Source organism: Hymenobacter aranciens (assembly GCF_030580865.1).
GTDB classification, from domain to species: domain Bacteria; phylum Bacteroidota; class Bacteroidia; order Cytophagales; family Hymenobacteraceae; genus Hymenobacter; species Hymenobacter aranciens.
This window is the reverse complement of sequence record NZ_JAUQSY010000012.1, coordinates 163,717-178,868: the sequence shown is the minus strand read 5'-3', so window position 1 is coordinate 178,868 and position 15,152 is coordinate 163,717. Positions and strand designations below refer to the sequence as shown.

Below are 15,152 nucleotides of genomic sequence, written 5' to 3'. Positions count from 1 at the left end.
ACAATGATTATGGCGAGCACTGGTTCGATAACTGGGATTTGCGTGAGATGCGTCGGGAGCAAGCGGCGGCATTAGGGTTGGATGAAACCGAATTGCTCATTATCGACCCCGAGCGTTTTGAGAATGGCAAGGATGGTCCTTGTCATAGTGCGGAAGAACGAGCTTTATTTTGGAGAGATGTTTTGATTTCCTTACAACTGAGCAACGAAACGCTCTTCTGCGAAGCTCGCCGTCACAACAATGAACGGGAGGAATCCGATGAAGATTTTTTACCTGATTTAGAAACACGCATCGTAGCGGTCGGCAGCGGCCTGCTGCCGTGGCATCACTAAAACACGAACAACTAAATGACCCTCGAACAAACCCAGCAGACCGTGGACCAGTGGATAACCACCACCGGCGTGCGCTATTTCAACGAACTGACGAACATGGCCATGCTCACCGAGGAGGTGGGCGAAGTGGCCCGCATCATTGCCCGGCAGTATGGCGAGCAGTCGTTCAAAGAATCGGATAAGAACAAGGACCTTGGCGACGAGCTGGCCGACGTGCTGTTCGTGCTCATTTGCCTGGCCAACCAGACGGGGGTGAACCTGACGGAGGCGCTGGCGCGCAACCTGGCTAAGAAGACGCAGCGCGACAGCCAGCGGCACCAGCAGAATGAGAAGCTGCGGGGGCCGGAAGCAGGCTAAATATCGCCGACACGCTAGTTGTTCTAAAAGATATCCTACTCGGGGGCGCTGACACGCTGCTCGGGGCCGCAGATGTCCTACTCGGCATTGAAGATATCCTACTCGGGGATGTGGAATTAGAGTCAGGTGTTTACCAATCGGTCTTCGTGCCAGCGGGGGAGCACGGTGGCGTAGCGGTCGATTTGGAGGCAGAAGTCGAAGTCCTTGCTGGCTTCGAGGGAGTTGAGGCGGCGGACATGGGACGACTGGAGCAGGTAGGCGGCGAGGTCGGGCCTGGCCTGCTGCCAGAGGTGCAGGCCGGCCAGGGCGGCATCGGAGCTGCGGACGTCGAAATCGGCTTGCAGGGCCTCGGCGAGGGCACCGGCAAAGACGGTGTCTTCGAGGCAAAACTGGCCTTTCCAGCCGGCGCAGACGATGAGCACGTCGCGGCCCTCGCGGCGGGCGAACTCGGCCACGGCGCTCAGGTTGAGGAAGGCGCCGACGACAATGGCGGCGGCGGCGCGGGAGCGCTGCAGGGCCAGAGTGCCGTTGGTGGTGCTGATGGTGAGAGCGCGACCCCGCACGGGCCGGGCGTCGTCGAGGAAGCCGAAGGGGGAGTTGCCGAGGTCGAAGCCTTCGGCGGGGAGGCCGTCGCGCTCGGCGGCGGTGAGGCAGCCGTGCTGCTGGCCCAGGGCGCGGCACTCCTCGAGGGTGGCGACGGGAAAAACCTCCGTTACGCCGGCGGCCATCGCCGTGACGATGGTGCTGGTGGCGCGGAGGATGTCGACGATGACGGCGGTTTGGCCTTCGAGCGGGTAGAGATGGAGTAGCTCGGGGGAGAAGCAGATGTCGAGTTTGGGCACTTTTTTAGTTAAAAGTTAAAAGTTGAGAGTTAAAAGCCAGCATAGTGCCCGGAAGTTGAGCAGCCTGATTTTTTAACTCTCAACTTTTAACTTTTAACTCTACTCGGCGCCTTTCGTCAGCGGCAGCTTGTGGATGGTGGCGGGCAAATTCTTGCCGCGAATCTGCACGAAAATCTGGGTACCGGGGGCGGCGAATTCGGTTTTGACGTAGCCCATGCCGATGCCTTTGCTGAGGCTGGGCGACTGGGTGCCGCTGGTGACGTCGCCGATTTTCTGGCCTTCGGCATCTACCAGCTCGTAGTGGCCGCGGGGGATGCCGGGGCCGTCCATGATGAAGCCAACCAGCTTTTTCTGCACGCCGGCCTCTTTTTGCTTTTTGAGGGCTTCGGAGTTGGTGAAGTCCTTGGTGAACTTGGTAATCCAGCCCAGGCCGGCTTCGAGGGGCGAGGTGGTGTCGTCGATGTCGTTGCCGTAGAGGGCGAAACCCATTTCGAGGCGCAGGGTGTCGCGGGCGCCGAGGCCGATGGGCTTGATGCCGTACTCCTGGCCGGCCAGCATGATTTTGTCCCAGACCTGGGTGGCGTGCTCGTTGGGGATGTAGAGCTCGAAGCCGCCCGCGCCGGTGTAGCCGGTGGCCGAGATAATGACGTCGGGCGCGCCGGCGAAGGTGCCCTGCACGAAGGAATAGTAGGGGATGCTGGCCAGGTCGACATCGGTGAGCGACTGGAGGGCGGCGGCGGCCTTGGGGCCCTGCACGGCGAAGAGGCTGGTGCGGTCGGAAATGTCTTCCATCTCGACCCCCTCGGTGTTGTGCTGCTTAATCCAGTTCCAGTCTTTCTCGATGTTGGAGGCGTTTACCACCAGCAGGTAATCCTCATCGGCGAGCTTGTAGACGAGCAGGTCGTCCACGATGCCGCCGTCGTTGTTTGGGAGGCAGCTGTACTGGGCTTTGCCGTCGGCGAGCTTGCTGGCGTCGTTGCTGGTGACACGCTGGATGAGGTCGAGGGCCTGGGGGCCGCGCAGCCGGAACTCGCCCATGTGCGACACGTCGAAGATGCCCACGGCCCGGCGCACGGTGTGGTGCTCGTCGAGGTCGGAGGAGTAGCGCACGGGCATGTCGTAGCCGGCGAAGGGCACCATTTTGGCGCCCAGCTGGCGGTGGGTATCGTTGAGAGTGACGGTTTTGAGGGGAGCGGTGCTCATGAGGTGGATTGGGGAGGTGGTGGGTTTGGGGGCAAAGGTCGGGAGAAAAAGCCTGTCATGCTGAACGCGGTTCTGTCATGCTGAACGCAGTGAAGCATCCTCTCACGGCCGAACGATTGGGTTACTGCGTCGTTCAAATGTGAAAAGATGCTTCACTGCGTTCAGCATGACAGGCGGATTTTACACCCGCTCCATCCAGCCGTGCGCATCGGCGGCGCGGCCGGTACGGATGGCTTCCAGCTCGGCGCCCACGCGGCGGCAAAAGCCTTCGTCGCTGAGGGCGGGCAGGTCGTAATCCTGGCCCTGGTAACCGATGGTGGCAATGGGCGCGATGGTGGCGGCCGTGCCCACGCCGAAGGCTTCCTGCAACTCGCCGGCTTCGATGGCGGCGAGGATTTCGCGGCCGCTTACCTTGCGCTCCTCTACCGGCAGGCCCCAGTCGCGGGCCAGCTGCAGCACGCTGCGGCGGGTGATGCCGTCGAGGATGGAGGTGCTTAGGGCCGGCGTGATAACGCGGCCGTTGATGACGAAGAGGATGTTCATCGTGCCCGACTCCTCGACGTACTCGTGCTCGGTGGCGTCGGTCCAGATGAGGTTGTGGTAGCCGGCATCGACGGCCAGCTTGGTGGGCAGCATGGCGGCGCCGTAGTTGCCGGCGTTTTTGGCATAGCCCGCCCCGCCCTCCACCGAGCGCACGTACTTCTGCTCGAAGCGGCTGCGCAGGGGCTTGGTGTAGTAGGGGTTGGTGGGGCAGGTGAAAATCATGAACCGGTAGTTCGTGGACGGCCGCACGCCAATGAAGCCGTCGGTGGCGAACATGAAGGGCCGGATGTAGAGGGCGCAGCCCTGCTGGCCGGGCACCCACTCCGAGTCGAGGCGCACCAGCTCGCGCAGGCCGTTCATGAATAAATCCTCGGGGATGGTGGGCATGCACATGCGCTCGGCCGAGGCGTTGAGGCGGGCCCAGTTGTCGCGGGCGCGGAACAAAGCCACGCCGCCATCGGCCTGGCGGTAGGCCTTCATACCCTCAAAAATGGCCTGGCCATAGTGCAGGGCCGAGGTGGCGGGGCTCACGCTCATGTCGCCGTAGGGCAGTATCTGCGGCTCCTGCCACTCGCCGTCGACGTAATCAACGGTAAGCATGTGGTCGGAAAACACCTTGCCGAATTCAATATTATTCATATCGACCTCGCTCAACCGCGAGGCGGTCGTGCGCTGAGTGCGAATGGGGAGAATGTCAGTCATGACCGGAAAATGGAGATAAGAAAATGGGTGGGCGGGATGAGTACGAAGGTACGGAAAATGGGCGCGTTGCTGGGTGGAAGCTCTGTCATCCTGAGCGCAGCGAAGGACCTTATCACGGCCGAACGATTGAGTTACTGCATCGTTCCAAACGCAATAAGGTCCTTCGCTGCGCTCAGGATGACAGGTTTTAACCTTTGCGTTACAACCGCGCCTTCCAGGTCACTTCTTCCACGCCCAGCTCCTGGGCCATAGCCCGGCTCAGCACGAACAGGTAATCGGACAGCCGGTTCAGATACACGGCCACCAATTCAGCCACGAAGGACTCTTCGCCGAGATGAATCACCAGCCGCTCGGCGCGGCGGCACACGCAGCGGGCTACGTGGGCGTGGCTCACGGCGGGGTGCCCGCCGGGCAGGATGAAGGCACGGAGCTCGGGCAGGTCGGCGTTCATGCTATCCATCTCCTCCTCCAGCAAGGTCACGTCGGCTTCGTGCAGGTCGGGCAGCTTCATGCGCGACTTCTCGGGGTCGGCCGCCAGGGCCGAGCCGATGGTGAAGAGGCGGTCCTGAATTTCCTTGAGCAGGGGGCGACGGGCGGCATTCACGTCCTGGTCGCGCACGAGGCCCACGTGGGCGTTGAGCTCATCGACGGTGCCGTAGCACTCGATGCGTAGGCTGCTCTTGGGCACGCGGGTGCCGCCGATGAGGGAAGTGAGGCCTTTGTCGCCGGTTTTGGTGTAGATTTTCATGGAGTGGGTGGGAGAGCGATAAGCTCCCCTCCTTGAAAAGGAGGGGATGTTGCGCCACAGGCGCAACGGGGGTGGTTGAACCGGTCGCGCCGGCTGGGCTTTCGTGAAGCCGACTAACAAGATTTCCTTACAAAGGGATTACTGCCTTGTTCAGACGGCGCGACCGGTTCAACCACCCCCGTTCGCGCCTCTTCGGCGCTCACATCCCCTCCTTTCCAAGGAGGGGAGTTTCGTTCTAACTTATCAGCGTAACGTGCTGGTTGATTTCATCCGTCTCCACCAACCCGTCGCGCAGGCGCACGATGCGGTGGGCGAAATTGGCGATATCCTCTTCGTGCGTCACCATAATAATGGTGTTGCCTTTGGCGTACAGTTCCTCAAACAGGCGCATGATTTCGTGGCTGGTTTTAGAATCGAGGGCACCGGTAGGCTCGTCGGCCAGGAGCACGCTGGGGTTGTTGACGAGGGCACGGGCGATGGCCACGCGCTGGCGCTGGCCGCCCGACAGCTCATTGGGGCGGTGCTGGGCGCGGTCGGCCAAGCCCACGGAGCGCAGGCTTTCGAGGGCGCGCTCGGTGCGCTCGCGCTTGCTGAGGCCGGCGTAGATGAGCGGCAGGGCCACGTTGTCGAGGGCCGAGGCGCGCGGGAGCAGGTTGAAGCTCTGGAAGATGAAGCCGATTTCCTTGTTGCGGATTTCGGCCAGCTGGTTGTCGCTCATGTGGCTCACGTCGTTCCCATTCAGGATGTAGCGGCCGCCGCTGGGCGTGTCGAGGCAGCCCACGATGTTCATCAGCGTCGATTTGCCCGAGCCCGAGGGCCCCATGAACGCCACGTACTCGCCCCGCCGGATGTTGATGCTGACCGAGCGCAGGGCGTGGATTTCCTCCGTGCCCATCACGTAGGTTTTGGAAATACCGGTCGTTTCGATGACGTTGGAATTCATGGCAACGGAAGAAGGCAAAGGGAAATGCGCTGCGAAGTAAGTACAAAGCACGGCAGACCGCACCCGGGCCGCCTAGCTAACGCTTGGGCAGCCCGCCGGAAATCAACGGGTTTCGAAAGCGTCAGCGGCAGCAGCGCGGGCGGCGCGGTGCTGGGCGTAAGTAGCTTGCAAGGCCGCAAAGTCGGCGGCGGGCAGCTGTTGTTGCAGCTGGGCCATGGCTTCGGTAGCGTAGTCGGTGAGGCCGGCATCGGCGGCGGCCAGCACGTAGGCGCGCAGCAACGGCAGGGAGACGGGATTTTCGTCAAGGCCCAGGCGCAGGGCCTCGTAGGCGGCGGGGTAGTTGCGACGCTGGGTGTAGAAGCGGCCCGCCGCCAGCACGGCCGTTTCGTTGAACGGCGCTTCGCGCAGAAGGCGTTGGTAGAGCTTGGTGGCTTGCCCGGGCTTTTGCTGCTCGGCCTGTCGGGCCTGGGCTAGCAGGGCCGTGCCAGCTACCGGAGCAGCCGGTGCTGCCGGCATATTTCCCGTCGCCATGGCCTGCGCCAAGGCCTGCGCCGCCGGGTGCAAGGTCGAATCGGGGGCGGCCTGCAGGCGGGCCAGCACGGCGCGGGCCGAATCGGGTTGCCCGGTGCGGGCCAGCGCGTAGGCGCGGCCAAGGTTGGCGGACGGGACGCCGTGCGCCGCCGCCAGGGCAAACTGCCGGGCGGCCGTGCCAAACTGTCCCTGCTGCAGCTGCCAGATACCGAATAGCTGCTGGTAGTAGGCAGCCGTGGCACTGCTGCCCGCCGCCAGCGGGGCCAGCGTGAGGCGGGCGGCCTGCTCCTGCCCTACCGCGTGCAAGGTCAGGGCCTGTAAAAACACCAGCTGCTCGTAATAGGGCTCGTTGGCGGGCTGCTTGTTCAGGCGCGTCAGAGTAGGCAGCAGGGTGGCGCGGCGCTGGCGCACGCCCAGCAGCGCCGCGTGGTAAAGCTGGGCAAAGCTGGCATTGTCGAGGTCGGTCAGCGAAGCGAAGCCGGTGGGAGCGGCCGGGCGCTGCTGGTTTTGCAGCAGCGCCCGCAGCAGCTGGTTGCTGGTCAGGGCAGGTTCGTTGGCCAGGGCTGCGTGGCTGGATAGCGTAGCGGCTTCCGTAAGCAAGCCCTGCTGCAGCAGAAACGCCAACTGATTGGTACGACTGGCATAATTACCCGGCGCCAGGGCCTCGGCCCGGTCGAGGTAATGAGCTACCGAGTCGGTGAGGGTAGTTTGGGTGAAGCGCTGGGCGAGGTCGTTGGCCAGGGCCTCGCTACGCGGGTTGTCTTGCAGGCCTTCGCGCAACACGTCCAGCGCCTGAAACAGGTCTTCCTTGTCGCCGAGCAGCGCACCTAGGCGCAGCGATACCCGCTCATCAGGCCCCCGTTGCAGGCCGCGGTCCAGGGCTTTCAGCTCGTTGCGGCGCTGCTGCCGGAAGCGGTAGAGCGCCGCCCGGCCCAGTTGCGCCTTGCGGTTGCTGCGGTAGAGCACGTCGCCGCTTTCGGCGTAGTAGCGCTCGGCCAGCACGGCCAGGGCCAGGTCGTCAGGGTTGGCCTCGCTTTGCTGCCGGGCCAAGTCGCCAAAGTTGTTGTACTGCCCGGCCAGCGCCTGGTTTGCCAGCGGCCAGCCCGCCCGCAGCTGCAGCAGCCCAATACCCACCACCCCCATGATATACACCGTGTAGAACGGCAGCCGGCGCGGCTCAAACACTACCCGGTACACCTTCAGCTTCTGGCTGATGAGGGGCAGGAAATTAATGAGAATGTAGAGCAGAAAGGCCGCGCCCAGCAGCAGCAGCGCCACGGTCGTCAGCTCGCGGGCGGCGTCCAGCAGCGGCGTGTTGGCGGTGGCGAAGGCGTAGGCCAGTGCGCCCGCAGCGGCAGCCAGCAGCGCGGGGTAAAGTTGGTCGGCCCCGGCGCGGTAAGGCAGCCAGCTGGCGTAGCTGGGGGCGCGCTGGCGCAAGCCCAGGCCGCCGGCCAGCACCGCCGGCAGCAGCAGCACCAGCGGGTCGAGGCGCAGGCCGGGCAGAATGGTCATCTGCCCGTCGTTCCACCACAGCCAGAATAAGGTACCCAGGTACAGCAGACTGGACGTCAGGAACACGCCCAGTCCGAAGCGGCTGGCAGGCTGCTCGGCTTGCGTATTCAGCCACAACAGGATACGCACGTTTTCGATGGCCACCCACAGCACCACCAGCAGCACCAGCACCGCACCGGCCAGCGTGCCCGCCGCCGCCAGGTGCAGCACAGTCTCGTGGAGGGGCAGCGCGCTCCGGGTCAGTAGCAGCGCACTCAGCGCCGCCACCAGCACGCCCAGCAACAGCCAGCGTCGGCCCAACTGCACGCTTTCGCCAAAAGCCTGCAGCGCATAGGCCCCGCCCAGCAGCAGCCCCAGCGCAAGGTACAGAAAGAGTTGTTCGTGCCCCTCGAAAATGCGCAGCGAGGCGGTATCCAGCGACATCCACAAAAACACCACCGGCCCCATACCGATGGCAAACGGAATGCGGCTCAGCGTACTGGCCACGGCCAGCCAGCCCGTCAGGGCCAGCGCCAGCAGCGTCAGGAAGATGCCCGCCGCCACCGGCTGCGTGAGCGGCCCACCGAGGTCGTGCGTGAGACTCACAATAAAGCCGCTCACCTGCACCGGCAGCTGCACCGCGCCCAGCGGCAACTGCTCCAGCGTCAGCGGCACCGTCTCCAGGTGGGGCACCTGGCGCAAAGGCAGGGTAGCCGCCTCGCCGGTAAAATAATAGAAGCCGGCCAGCCCCACGGCCAATACCGCCAGACTGGCCAGCACCAGCGCCCAGGCGCCGGGGCGCTGCATTGCACTATTTATCACGCGCTATTCCAATACTTTGGGCACCCGGAAATAGTCCGAATCCTTGCGCGGCGCGTTGCGCAGGCCATCCTGGTGGCTCACGGTGTTGCGGGCCTCGTCGTCGCGCAGCACGTTGATTTCCTGGCTTAGGTGCACCAGCGGCTCCACGCCCGTCGTGTCAATATTTTCGAGCTGAGCCACGAAATCGAGGATGTTGTTGAGGTCGCCGAGCATCTGCTGCTCGCGGCTCTGGTCAAATTCGAGGCGGGACAGGTGTGCCAGCCCGCGCAGGGTGCCAATATCGGTGCTCATTTCTTTTGAGTTAGGAATTACGAGTTATGAATTATGAGTTGGAAGGCCGGGGCGGTTTCACCGTTATCATGCCCGAAAACGTCGACTTGCCTATACCGCATCGGCGGGCGCTTCGCCGCGCCAGACATTGGCTTGGGGCTTAACGGCGCCTTCGGGCAAAAAGTCTCCGGTGAGCAGCTCGGCCACGCGCTGCTTCAGGGCCGGAATGTCTTCCAGCGTCAGCCCGGTGGTGGGAATGGGGTCGTGAAAAACGATTTTCAGCCGGTGGTAGCGCACCCGCAGCTTGCCTTTCACGTCGGGCATAAACATGTGGTTCAGCGGCATACCCACCGGCACGATGGGCACTCCCGCTTCAATGGCCATTTGGAACGCACCATCGTGAAACGGCAGCAGCTGCGCGCCCGGCGTGGTTGAAATGCGGCCTTCCGGAAAAATGGCGATGCTGTTGCCGGCCTTCAGGGTGCGCTTGGCGGCCACCATAGCCCGGCCGCGGCTCACGGCGCTGCCGCGGTCCACGGTCACGTACACGCTGCCGAAAATGGGGCCCCACACCGGCACTTTCGCCAGCGAAGCCTTGCCCATCATATTCAGGAAGCCGGGAATACTTCTGAACATCACCAGAATATCAATGTACGAGCCGTGGTTAGCCACATACACGCAGGGGCGCGGCAGCGGCGCCTTGCTGGGCCGCACCACTTCTACCGGCACGCCCCACATGAAGATGGAAAAAACCGACCATAGCCGGTTGATTTTCGGGATTATCCAGCGCCACGACGGCACCTTGCTGGCCACCCATTGTATCGGAAACGTTACCAGAAACGGAAAGATAAACCACCAGGTAGCCCAGGCAGTATAAATCCCCCGGCCGATAAAACGAAGAAGTTGGCGCATGACTGCAAAGGTAGGTTATGAGAGTAAGAAGGCAGAAAGCACCTTTGCCCTTACCCCCTCTTATCCTCATACCCTATTTTCCTCTCCCTGCCAGCACCTTTTCCGCCTTCAGCAGCCCCGCCACGCTCACGCCATCAGTAATGCGGTCGTCCATCACCATTTGCACGGCTTCGGCCAGCGGCAGCTTCCAGAGGCGCAGGTCTTCGGTTTCTTCGGGCTCGGTGTCGCCGGCTTCCAGGTCTTCGGCCAGGAATACAAAGCCCTCTTCGTCAGTTACCGAGTTGGATGTGTGCAGGCGGGCAATGCGCGTCCAGCGGCGGGCACTCAGGCCGGTTTCTTCCTTGAGCTCGCGCTGGGCCGATTCCAGAATGTCGAGTTCTACCAGACCGCCGCCCATTGGAATTTCCCAGCTGTATTCGTTAAGGGGGTAGCGGTACTGGCCCACCAGCCAGGTATTTCCCTCGGCATCGATGGGTACGATACCCAAGGCTTTGTTTTTCATCGTTACCACGCCGTAGATGCCGCGTCCGCCGGCAGGGTTCAGCACCTGGTCTTCGCGCACCGAAATCCAGGGGTTGTGGTATTTCACCTCCGAGCTGAGCGTTTGCCAGGGGTTGTAAGTTTCATCGAAATCGGACGTGCGGGGGTTTACCATATAAATGTTGCAGCGGGCTAAAAGGCCACGCAGCATACAAAAATACAGGTGGGCAGGGGCGCAATTGTGCTCCATTAGCCGTTTTATCAGCTCCATCCGTCGTCTTTCTGGCCTTGTTGGACGGGAGAAACCATTAATTAGTCCAAAACTTATTGGTATGTTTCGCCGCAGTCGAGTAATTTTGAGACATAAGTAAACCCCGCACGGGCTGGAAATGTGGAAAGGAAGGACCTCTCGTGCGGCGGCGTTCTGGGTAGCAGCGGTGGGGTAGACACCTCTGCGACCAGAGCCGCCACTTTAAGGTCGTTGTCTTCGGATGACGGCCTTTTCTGTTTTTGGGCCGATTGACACGAGCTGCGGGCCGCCGTCCTAACCCTGCTTTGGGCTCCCGCGTACCACGGAGTATTCCGGCCGTTTATTTCCCGGCCGTCCCTTCCACACCATGGCACAGTCCAAAGCCAACACTCCCGACAACGAACACGACCCGCTCTTCAACCTCAAGCACGCCCAGGCCGAGGCTGAGCTGGAGCAGCACACTCAGGGTCTCGGCCCCGTCACCAACGAATACGTGAGCACCGACGAAGACGCCGAACTCGACGAAGGCCCGCGCGACAGCCAGGGCCAGCGCCGCGGCGAAACCGACCCCAGCGACGAAGGCAGCACCGCCGGCCGCCATTAGGGCCAATGAACAAGCAGGAATGAACAATGGGCAATGCAAAGGCTGATTCTACCTTTGCATTGCCCATTGTTCATTCCTAGTTGTTCATTGCCCATTGTTAATTGCCTCCCACACCGGCCAGCCCCTCGAAGCCGGCCTCGATGAAGCCGGGCGCGGCTGTCTGGCCGGGCCGGTTTTCGCGGCGGCCGTCATTCTGCCGCCCGATTTTGCCCCGCGCTTTCTCAACGACTCCAAAAAACTCAGTGAGCGGCGGCGCGACACCTTACGTCAGGAAATCTGCGACGAAGCCATCGCCTGGGCCGTCGCCGAGGCCTCGCCGGCCGAAATTGCTGCCATCAACATCGCCCAGGCCAGCTACCTGGCCATGCACCGTGCCGTGGAAGCTCTGAAAATCAAACCAACTCACTTGGTAGTCGACGGCAACCGCTTCCGCCCACTCGCGGGTTTCGAGCACACCTGCATCGTGCGTGGCGATGGCGTTTACCGCAACATTGCCGCCGCCTCCATCCTCGCCAAGACCTTCCGCGACGAGCACATGCGCCAGCTGGCCGCTGCGCACCCGCACTACGGCTGGGAGCAGAATGCGGGCTACCCCACGGCCGTGCACCGCGCCGCCATCCGCGAGCACGGTCCCTGCGAGCACCACCGCATGGGCTTCCGGCTGCTGTAAAGCAGCAATCAGTCCTTCATCTTAATCAAGTCCAGAAACAAGCTGAAACCATCGACGCTGGTACCGCCTTCGCCGAAGCTTTCAAAGCTCAGGGGCTTGATGATGTAGCCGCTCACGGCGAGCTGCTGGGCCTTGAGACGGTCCGACTCCAGGTCGGAAGTGGTCATGATAAATATGTTCAGGCCTACAAACTCAGGGTCGGAGCGCAGAACTTCCAGCAGTTCCAGGCCATTCATGCGGGGCATGTTGATGTCGAGCATCACGAGGCTGGGCTTGGCAATTTTGGGCTCGCCGCCTTCGCCACGCAACAGCTTGAGGGCTTCGCGGCCGTTGCGGGCATGAATGAGTGGTACGTTGATGTTCTGGCGACGCAACTCACGCTGCACGTTCATGACATCCATTTGGTCGTCTTCGACCAGCAGGATGCTGGGTGCGGAATGGTCTGAGGGCATAGAGAAAGGTAAAGAGCGGCGGTATCAGGCCGCAAGAAAGCATATATCAGGCAGACGAACCCGCTGGCCCGGCCGCCACCGCGTGCCCGTTAGTAGCAACCGTCTTCTGCACCAACGGTTTTTTGGGCCAGGTAAAGATGAATTTAGCCCCCTGTCCCTCGGCCGATTTCACGCCGATGGTGCCACCCTGCCGCTCCACTATTTTTTTCACGATGGCCAGTCCCACGCCCGTACTCTCGAACGTATCGCGCTCCACCAGGGTCTGGAAAATCACAAAAATCCGCTCGTGGTATTCGGGGTCGATGCCGGGACCATCATCAGCTACCGAAAACAAATAGTAGTCGCCCGCATCGTCGCAGCCGATGCGAACGGTGCCGGTTTCGGGGTGGTCGTGGTATTTGATGGCATTGCTTATCAGGTTGGTGAATACCTGCTGCAGCTGCACGACATTGGTATTGAGCGTCGGCAAAAAGAAGGGTAATTCCACCTCAAAGCCCGGCGGCGGGTTGAGCGAATCGATAATTTCGCGTAGCAGAGTGCGTACAAACACCGTTTCGTTGGCCTGCTCCACCCGGCCCACCCGCGCCAGCTCCAGAATGCCGGTGATGAGGTTTTCCATGCGGTGCACCCGCTGCCGCATCATCCCCAGAAACTCCTGAATAGTAGGCGAAAGCTGTTCGCGCCCAATATCTTCCTCAATCCAGCGCGAGGCGCTTTCAATACCCCGCAGCGGCGCTTTGAGGTCATGCGATACCACGTAGGCGAACTGGTCGAGTTCGCGGTTGCGGTTCTCGAGTTGGGCAATGTTGTTGCCCACAGTGCGGGCCATCACGTTCAGGGCGGTGGTCAGCTCGCTTACTTCGTCTTCTTCAGTGTCTTCTATCTGAGTCTCGTAGTCGCCACCAGCCAAGCGGCGGGCCAGTTCCAGCATGCCACTCAGGCGGCGGGCCAGCAGCCGCACAATATATACGGCCCACAGCAAACCCAATATCAGCGCTGTGCCGGCCACTGCTGCCGATAGCCACTGTGCCTGCTGAATGCTGCTGTTCAGCTTCTCGCGCAACTGCTGGCGGTTAGCAGTTTCACGCTTGTCGAAGGTGCCCAGCAGCCGGCGCACATTGTCCATCACCTGCTTCCCGGCTAGGCCCTCGGCCAGGCGGCGGTGCGGCATACCCTCAAAACCAGCCTGGCGCGGAATGCGCTGACGGGCCGTGCGCTTTTCACTGATTAGCAGGTGCGAATAATTAGACCACTGTTGAAACATGCGCTGGCTTTTCTCCACCAGCTCCACTTGCTCCGCATCGTCGGCCACTAAGCTCCGCAATTCGGCAAAACCGCCAACCAAATCCCGCTCACCATTGTAATAAGGTTCCAGTGCCTGCTCATTGCCGATAAGCAGGTAGCCGCGGAAACCCGTTTCCATATCAATCACCCCGCGCAGCAGCGCATTACCCTGGTGCGATACCTGCTGTGAAGATTCTACCGCCAGTGAATTGCGCAGTACCTGCCCGGCCAGTTGATAATAGATAGCCACTACCACCGCAAACAAAGCAAGCAGCAGCACGAATCCAGCAAATAGCTTGGTTGTAAGGTTTATTTTCATCTGAATAGTAGCGCTTAGGCACGCCACCGCTAGGCATCGGTACGCAGCCGCCTCTCAATGGTTCGAAACGACTATGTATCAGCTTGAGCCTGCCAGCAATATTAGGGAGCTGTTGCGCCAGCTAAGGAAGAATTGGGTACTTTCGCGTTTTACGCTGGCTGCAGCCTTGCGAGGCTCTACCACTTTTTCACTGCCAGCTTCATTTTTCTCTCACCCATGACCCAAGACCAGATTAAGGACTTGAAGGGCCGCGCCGAGGCCCTGAGGAGGTATCTTTGACTACGATACCCGCAAAGAACAAGTAACGGCCGCCGAAGCCGAAACCCTCTCCCCTACTTTCTGGGACGACTCGAAGGCTGCCGAAGCCAAACTCAAGGAAATCAAAGGCATTAAAACCTGGACTGACGACTACGAGGCTGTGCAGCAGGCCGTGGGCGACGTCGAGGTGCTGTTTGATTTCTACAAGGAAGGCGAAGCCAGTGAAGCCGAAATCCAGGCCGAGTACGATGCCACCCAGGCCAAGGTAGAGGCTCTGGAATTCAAGCGCATGCTCTCGGATGAGGAAGACCAGCTCGCGGCCATCGTCGAGATAAACCCCGGCGCCGGCGGCACCGAAAGTCAGGATTGGGCCGAAATGCTCATGCGCATGTACATCATGTGGGGCGAAAGCCACGGCTTCACGGTGCGGCAGGTGAGCTACCAGCCCGGCGAGGGTGCGGGCATCAAGTCGGCCTCGCTCGAAATCGACGGTCCGTTTGCCTATGGCTACCTCAAAAGCGAAATCGGCGTGCACCGGCTCGTGCGCATGTCACCCTTCGACAGCAGCGGGCGGCGGCATACCTCGTTTGCCTCGGTGTTTGCCTATCCGGTGGTCGATGACACGATTAACATTGAAATCAACCCCGCCGACATCAGCTGGGATACCTTCCGGGCCGGCGGCGCGGGTGGGCAGAACGTGAACAAGGTGGAAACTGCCGTGCGCCTCACGCACGCGCCCTCCGGCATCATCATCGCCGTCCAGATTGAGCGGAGCCAGCTCATGAACAAGGAGCACGCCCTGCGGATGCTCAAGTCGCGCCTCTATCAGATTGAAATGGACAAGCGTCATGCCGAGCGCGACAAAGTGGAAGCCACCAAAAAGCGCATCGATTTCGGCTCGCAGATTCGCAACTACGTACTGCATCCCTACAAGCTTATTAAGGACCTGCGCACTGGTATCGAGCGCACCGATGTGCAAAATGTGCTGGATGGCGACCTTGACGAGTACATCAAGGGCTTTTTGATGCAGAACTAGGGACGCGATGTATTTTTTGTTTACTTTTCGGTTGTTTCACTGAAAAAGGCGTACGGGTTGACCTCCGCTTGCGGCCACCAAAAGTTGTTCTTTTTTGAACTGT

The 15,152-nt window shown here is 61.3% G+C and carries 16 protein-coding genes; 5 read left to right on the top strand and 11 right to left on the bottom strand.

Translation table 11 applies throughout. From position 1 onward, the window contains the following. Both Q5H93_RS18020 and Q5H93_RS18015 read left to right on the top strand, forming a co-directional pair. A partial coding sequence (locus tag Q5H93_RS18020) for a hypothetical protein (RefSeq protein ID WP_305008026.1) occupies nt 1–332 on the top strand: 332 nt, incomplete at its 5' end. Nucleotides 333–347: 15 nt separating this feature from the next. Continuing rightward, a complete protein-coding gene (locus tag Q5H93_RS18015) occupies nt 348–689 on the top strand; it encodes a nucleotide pyrophosphohydrolase (RefSeq protein WP_305008025.1) in 342 nt (113 codons plus the stop codon). 122 nt (nt 690–811) lie between these two features. Here Q5H93_RS18015 and Q5H93_RS18010 read toward each other — a convergent pair whose 3' ends face one another. The 9 genes from Q5H93_RS18010 to Q5H93_RS17970 all read right to left on the bottom strand — a co-directional run bounded on the left by Q5H93_RS18010 (nt 812) and on the right by Q5H93_RS17970 (nt 10,351). Further along, nucleotides 812–1,531: a 2-phosphosulfolactate phosphatase gene (locus Q5H93_RS18010; protein ID WP_305008024.1), complete on the bottom strand. Its 720-nt coding sequence runs from the start codon at nt 1,529–1,531 to the stop codon at nt 812–814. A 99-nt stretch (nt 1,532–1,630) separates the two neighbouring features. Further along, entirely contained in the window at nt 1,631–2,734 is a 1,104-nt protein-coding gene (gene gcvT, locus Q5H93_RS18005) for a glycine cleavage system aminomethyltransferase GcvT (protein ID WP_305008023.1), read from the bottom strand. A gap of 180 nt (nt 2,735–2,914) precedes the next feature. Further along, nucleotides 2,915–3,979 (bottom strand): branched-chain amino acid aminotransferase, encoded by a 1,065-nt coding sequence (locus tag Q5H93_RS18000; RefSeq protein WP_305008022.1) that lies wholly within the window; start codon nt 3,977–3,979, stop codon nt 2,915–2,917. Between the two features lie 199 nt (nt 3,980–4,178). Beyond that, a complete protein-coding gene (locus Q5H93_RS17995; protein WP_305008021.1) occupies nt 4,179–4,727 on the bottom strand; it encodes a cob(I)yrinic acid a,c-diamide adenosyltransferase in 549 nt (182 codons plus the stop codon). Nucleotides 4,728–4,962: 235 nt separating this feature from the next. After that, a complete protein-coding gene (locus Q5H93_RS17990; protein ID WP_305008020.1) occupies nt 4,963–5,670 on the bottom strand; it encodes an ABC transporter ATP-binding protein in 708 nt (235 codons plus the stop codon). 102 nt (nt 5,671–5,772) lie between these two features. Beyond that, a complete protein-coding gene (locus Q5H93_RS17985; RefSeq protein WP_305008019.1) occupies nt 5,773–8,514 on the bottom strand; it encodes a tetratricopeptide repeat protein in 2,742 nt (913 codons plus the stop codon). Nucleotides 8,515–8,517: 3 nt separating this feature from the next. Beyond that, a complete protein-coding gene (gene gatC / locus Q5H93_RS17980) occupies nt 8,518–8,805 on the bottom strand; it encodes an Asp-tRNA(Asn)/Glu-tRNA(Gln) amidotransferase subunit GatC (protein WP_305008018.1) in 288 nt (95 codons plus the stop codon). A gap of 90 nt (nt 8,806–8,895) precedes the next feature. Continuing rightward, nucleotides 8,896–9,696, bottom strand: a complete 801-nt coding sequence (locus tag Q5H93_RS17975; RefSeq protein ID WP_305008017.1) for a lysophospholipid acyltransferase family protein — start codon at nt 9,694–9,696, stop codon at nt 8,896–8,898. Between the two features lie 73 nt (nt 9,697–9,769). Beyond that, nucleotides 9,770–10,351 (bottom strand): NUDIX domain-containing protein, encoded by a 582-nt coding sequence (locus tag Q5H93_RS17970; RefSeq protein ID WP_305008016.1) that lies wholly within the window; start codon nt 10,349–10,351, stop codon nt 9,770–9,772. 442 nt (nt 10,352–10,793) lie between these two features. Here Q5H93_RS17970 and Q5H93_RS17965 point away from each other — a divergent pair, with 442 nt between their 5' ends. After that, entirely contained in the window at nt 10,794–11,030 is a 237-nt protein-coding gene (locus Q5H93_RS17965) for a hypothetical protein (RefSeq protein WP_305008015.1), read from the top strand. Nucleotides 11,031–11,124: 94 nt separating this feature from the next. Then, a complete protein-coding gene (rnhB, locus tag Q5H93_RS17960) occupies nt 11,125–11,700 on the top strand; it encodes a ribonuclease HII (RefSeq protein WP_305008013.1) in 576 nt (191 codons plus the stop codon). An 8-nt stretch (nt 11,701–11,708) separates the two neighbouring features. On the opposite strand, the gene Q5H93_RS17955 is transcribed toward rnhB, so the two are convergent. Beyond that, on the bottom strand, nt 11,709–12,152 hold the full coding sequence (locus Q5H93_RS17955; RefSeq protein ID WP_305008012.1) for a response regulator: 444 nt from the start codon (nt 12,150–12,152) through the stop codon (nt 11,709–11,711). Between the two features lie 46 nt (nt 12,153–12,198). Then, entirely contained in the window at nt 12,199–13,716 is a 1,518-nt protein-coding gene (locus tag Q5H93_RS17950; protein WP_305008011.1) for a sensor histidine kinase, read from the bottom strand. Between the two features lie 255 nt (nt 13,717–13,971). Between Q5H93_RS17950 and prfB the strand changes: the two genes are divergently transcribed. Beyond that, nucleotides 13,972–15,049 (top strand): peptide chain release factor 2 gene (prfB, locus tag Q5H93_RS17945; RefSeq protein WP_305008010.1). Its coding sequence is split into 2 segments (ribosomal slippage): nt 13,972–14,022 and nt 14,024–15,049, totalling 1,077 coding nucleotides; the frame shifts between segments, so codons are not numbered across the junction. Nucleotides 15,050–15,152 lie beyond the last annotated feature (103 nt).

Coding starts and splice junctions, on each gene's coding strand:
- Q5H93_RS18015 (WP_305008025.1), top strand. CDS start 348: ATGACCCTCGAACAAACCCAGCAGACCGTGGACCAGTGGATAACCACC.
- gcvT (WP_305008023.1), bottom strand. CDS start 2,734: ATGAGCACCGCTCCCCTCAAAACCGTCACTCTCAACGATACCCACCGC.
- Q5H93_RS18000 (WP_305008022.1), bottom strand. CDS start 3,979: ATGACTGACATTCTCCCCATTCGCACTCAGCGCACGACCGCCTCGCGG.
- Q5H93_RS17995 (WP_305008021.1), bottom strand. CDS start 4,727: ATGAAAATCTACACCAAAACCGGCGACAAAGGCCTCACTTCCCTCATC.
- Q5H93_RS17990 (WP_305008020.1), bottom strand. CDS start 5,670: ATGAATTCCAACGTCATCGAAACGACCGGTATTTCCAAAACCTACGTG.
- gatC (WP_305008018.1), bottom strand. CDS start 8,805: ATGAGCACCGATATTGGCACCCTGCGCGGGCTGGCACACCTGTCCCGC.
- Q5H93_RS17975 (WP_305008017.1), bottom strand. CDS start 9,696: ATGCGCCAACTTCTTCGTTTTATCGGCCGGGGGATTTATACTGCCTGG.
- Q5H93_RS17970 (WP_305008016.1), bottom strand. CDS start 10,351: ATGGTAAACCCCCGCACGTCCGATTTCGATGAAACTTACAACCCCTGG.
- Q5H93_RS17965 (WP_305008015.1), top strand. CDS start 10,794: ATGGCACAGTCCAAAGCCAACACTCCCGACAACGAACACGACCCGCTC.
- Q5H93_RS17955 (WP_305008012.1), bottom strand. CDS start 12,152: ATGCCCTCAGACCATTCCGCACCCAGCATCCTGCTGGTCGAAGACGAC.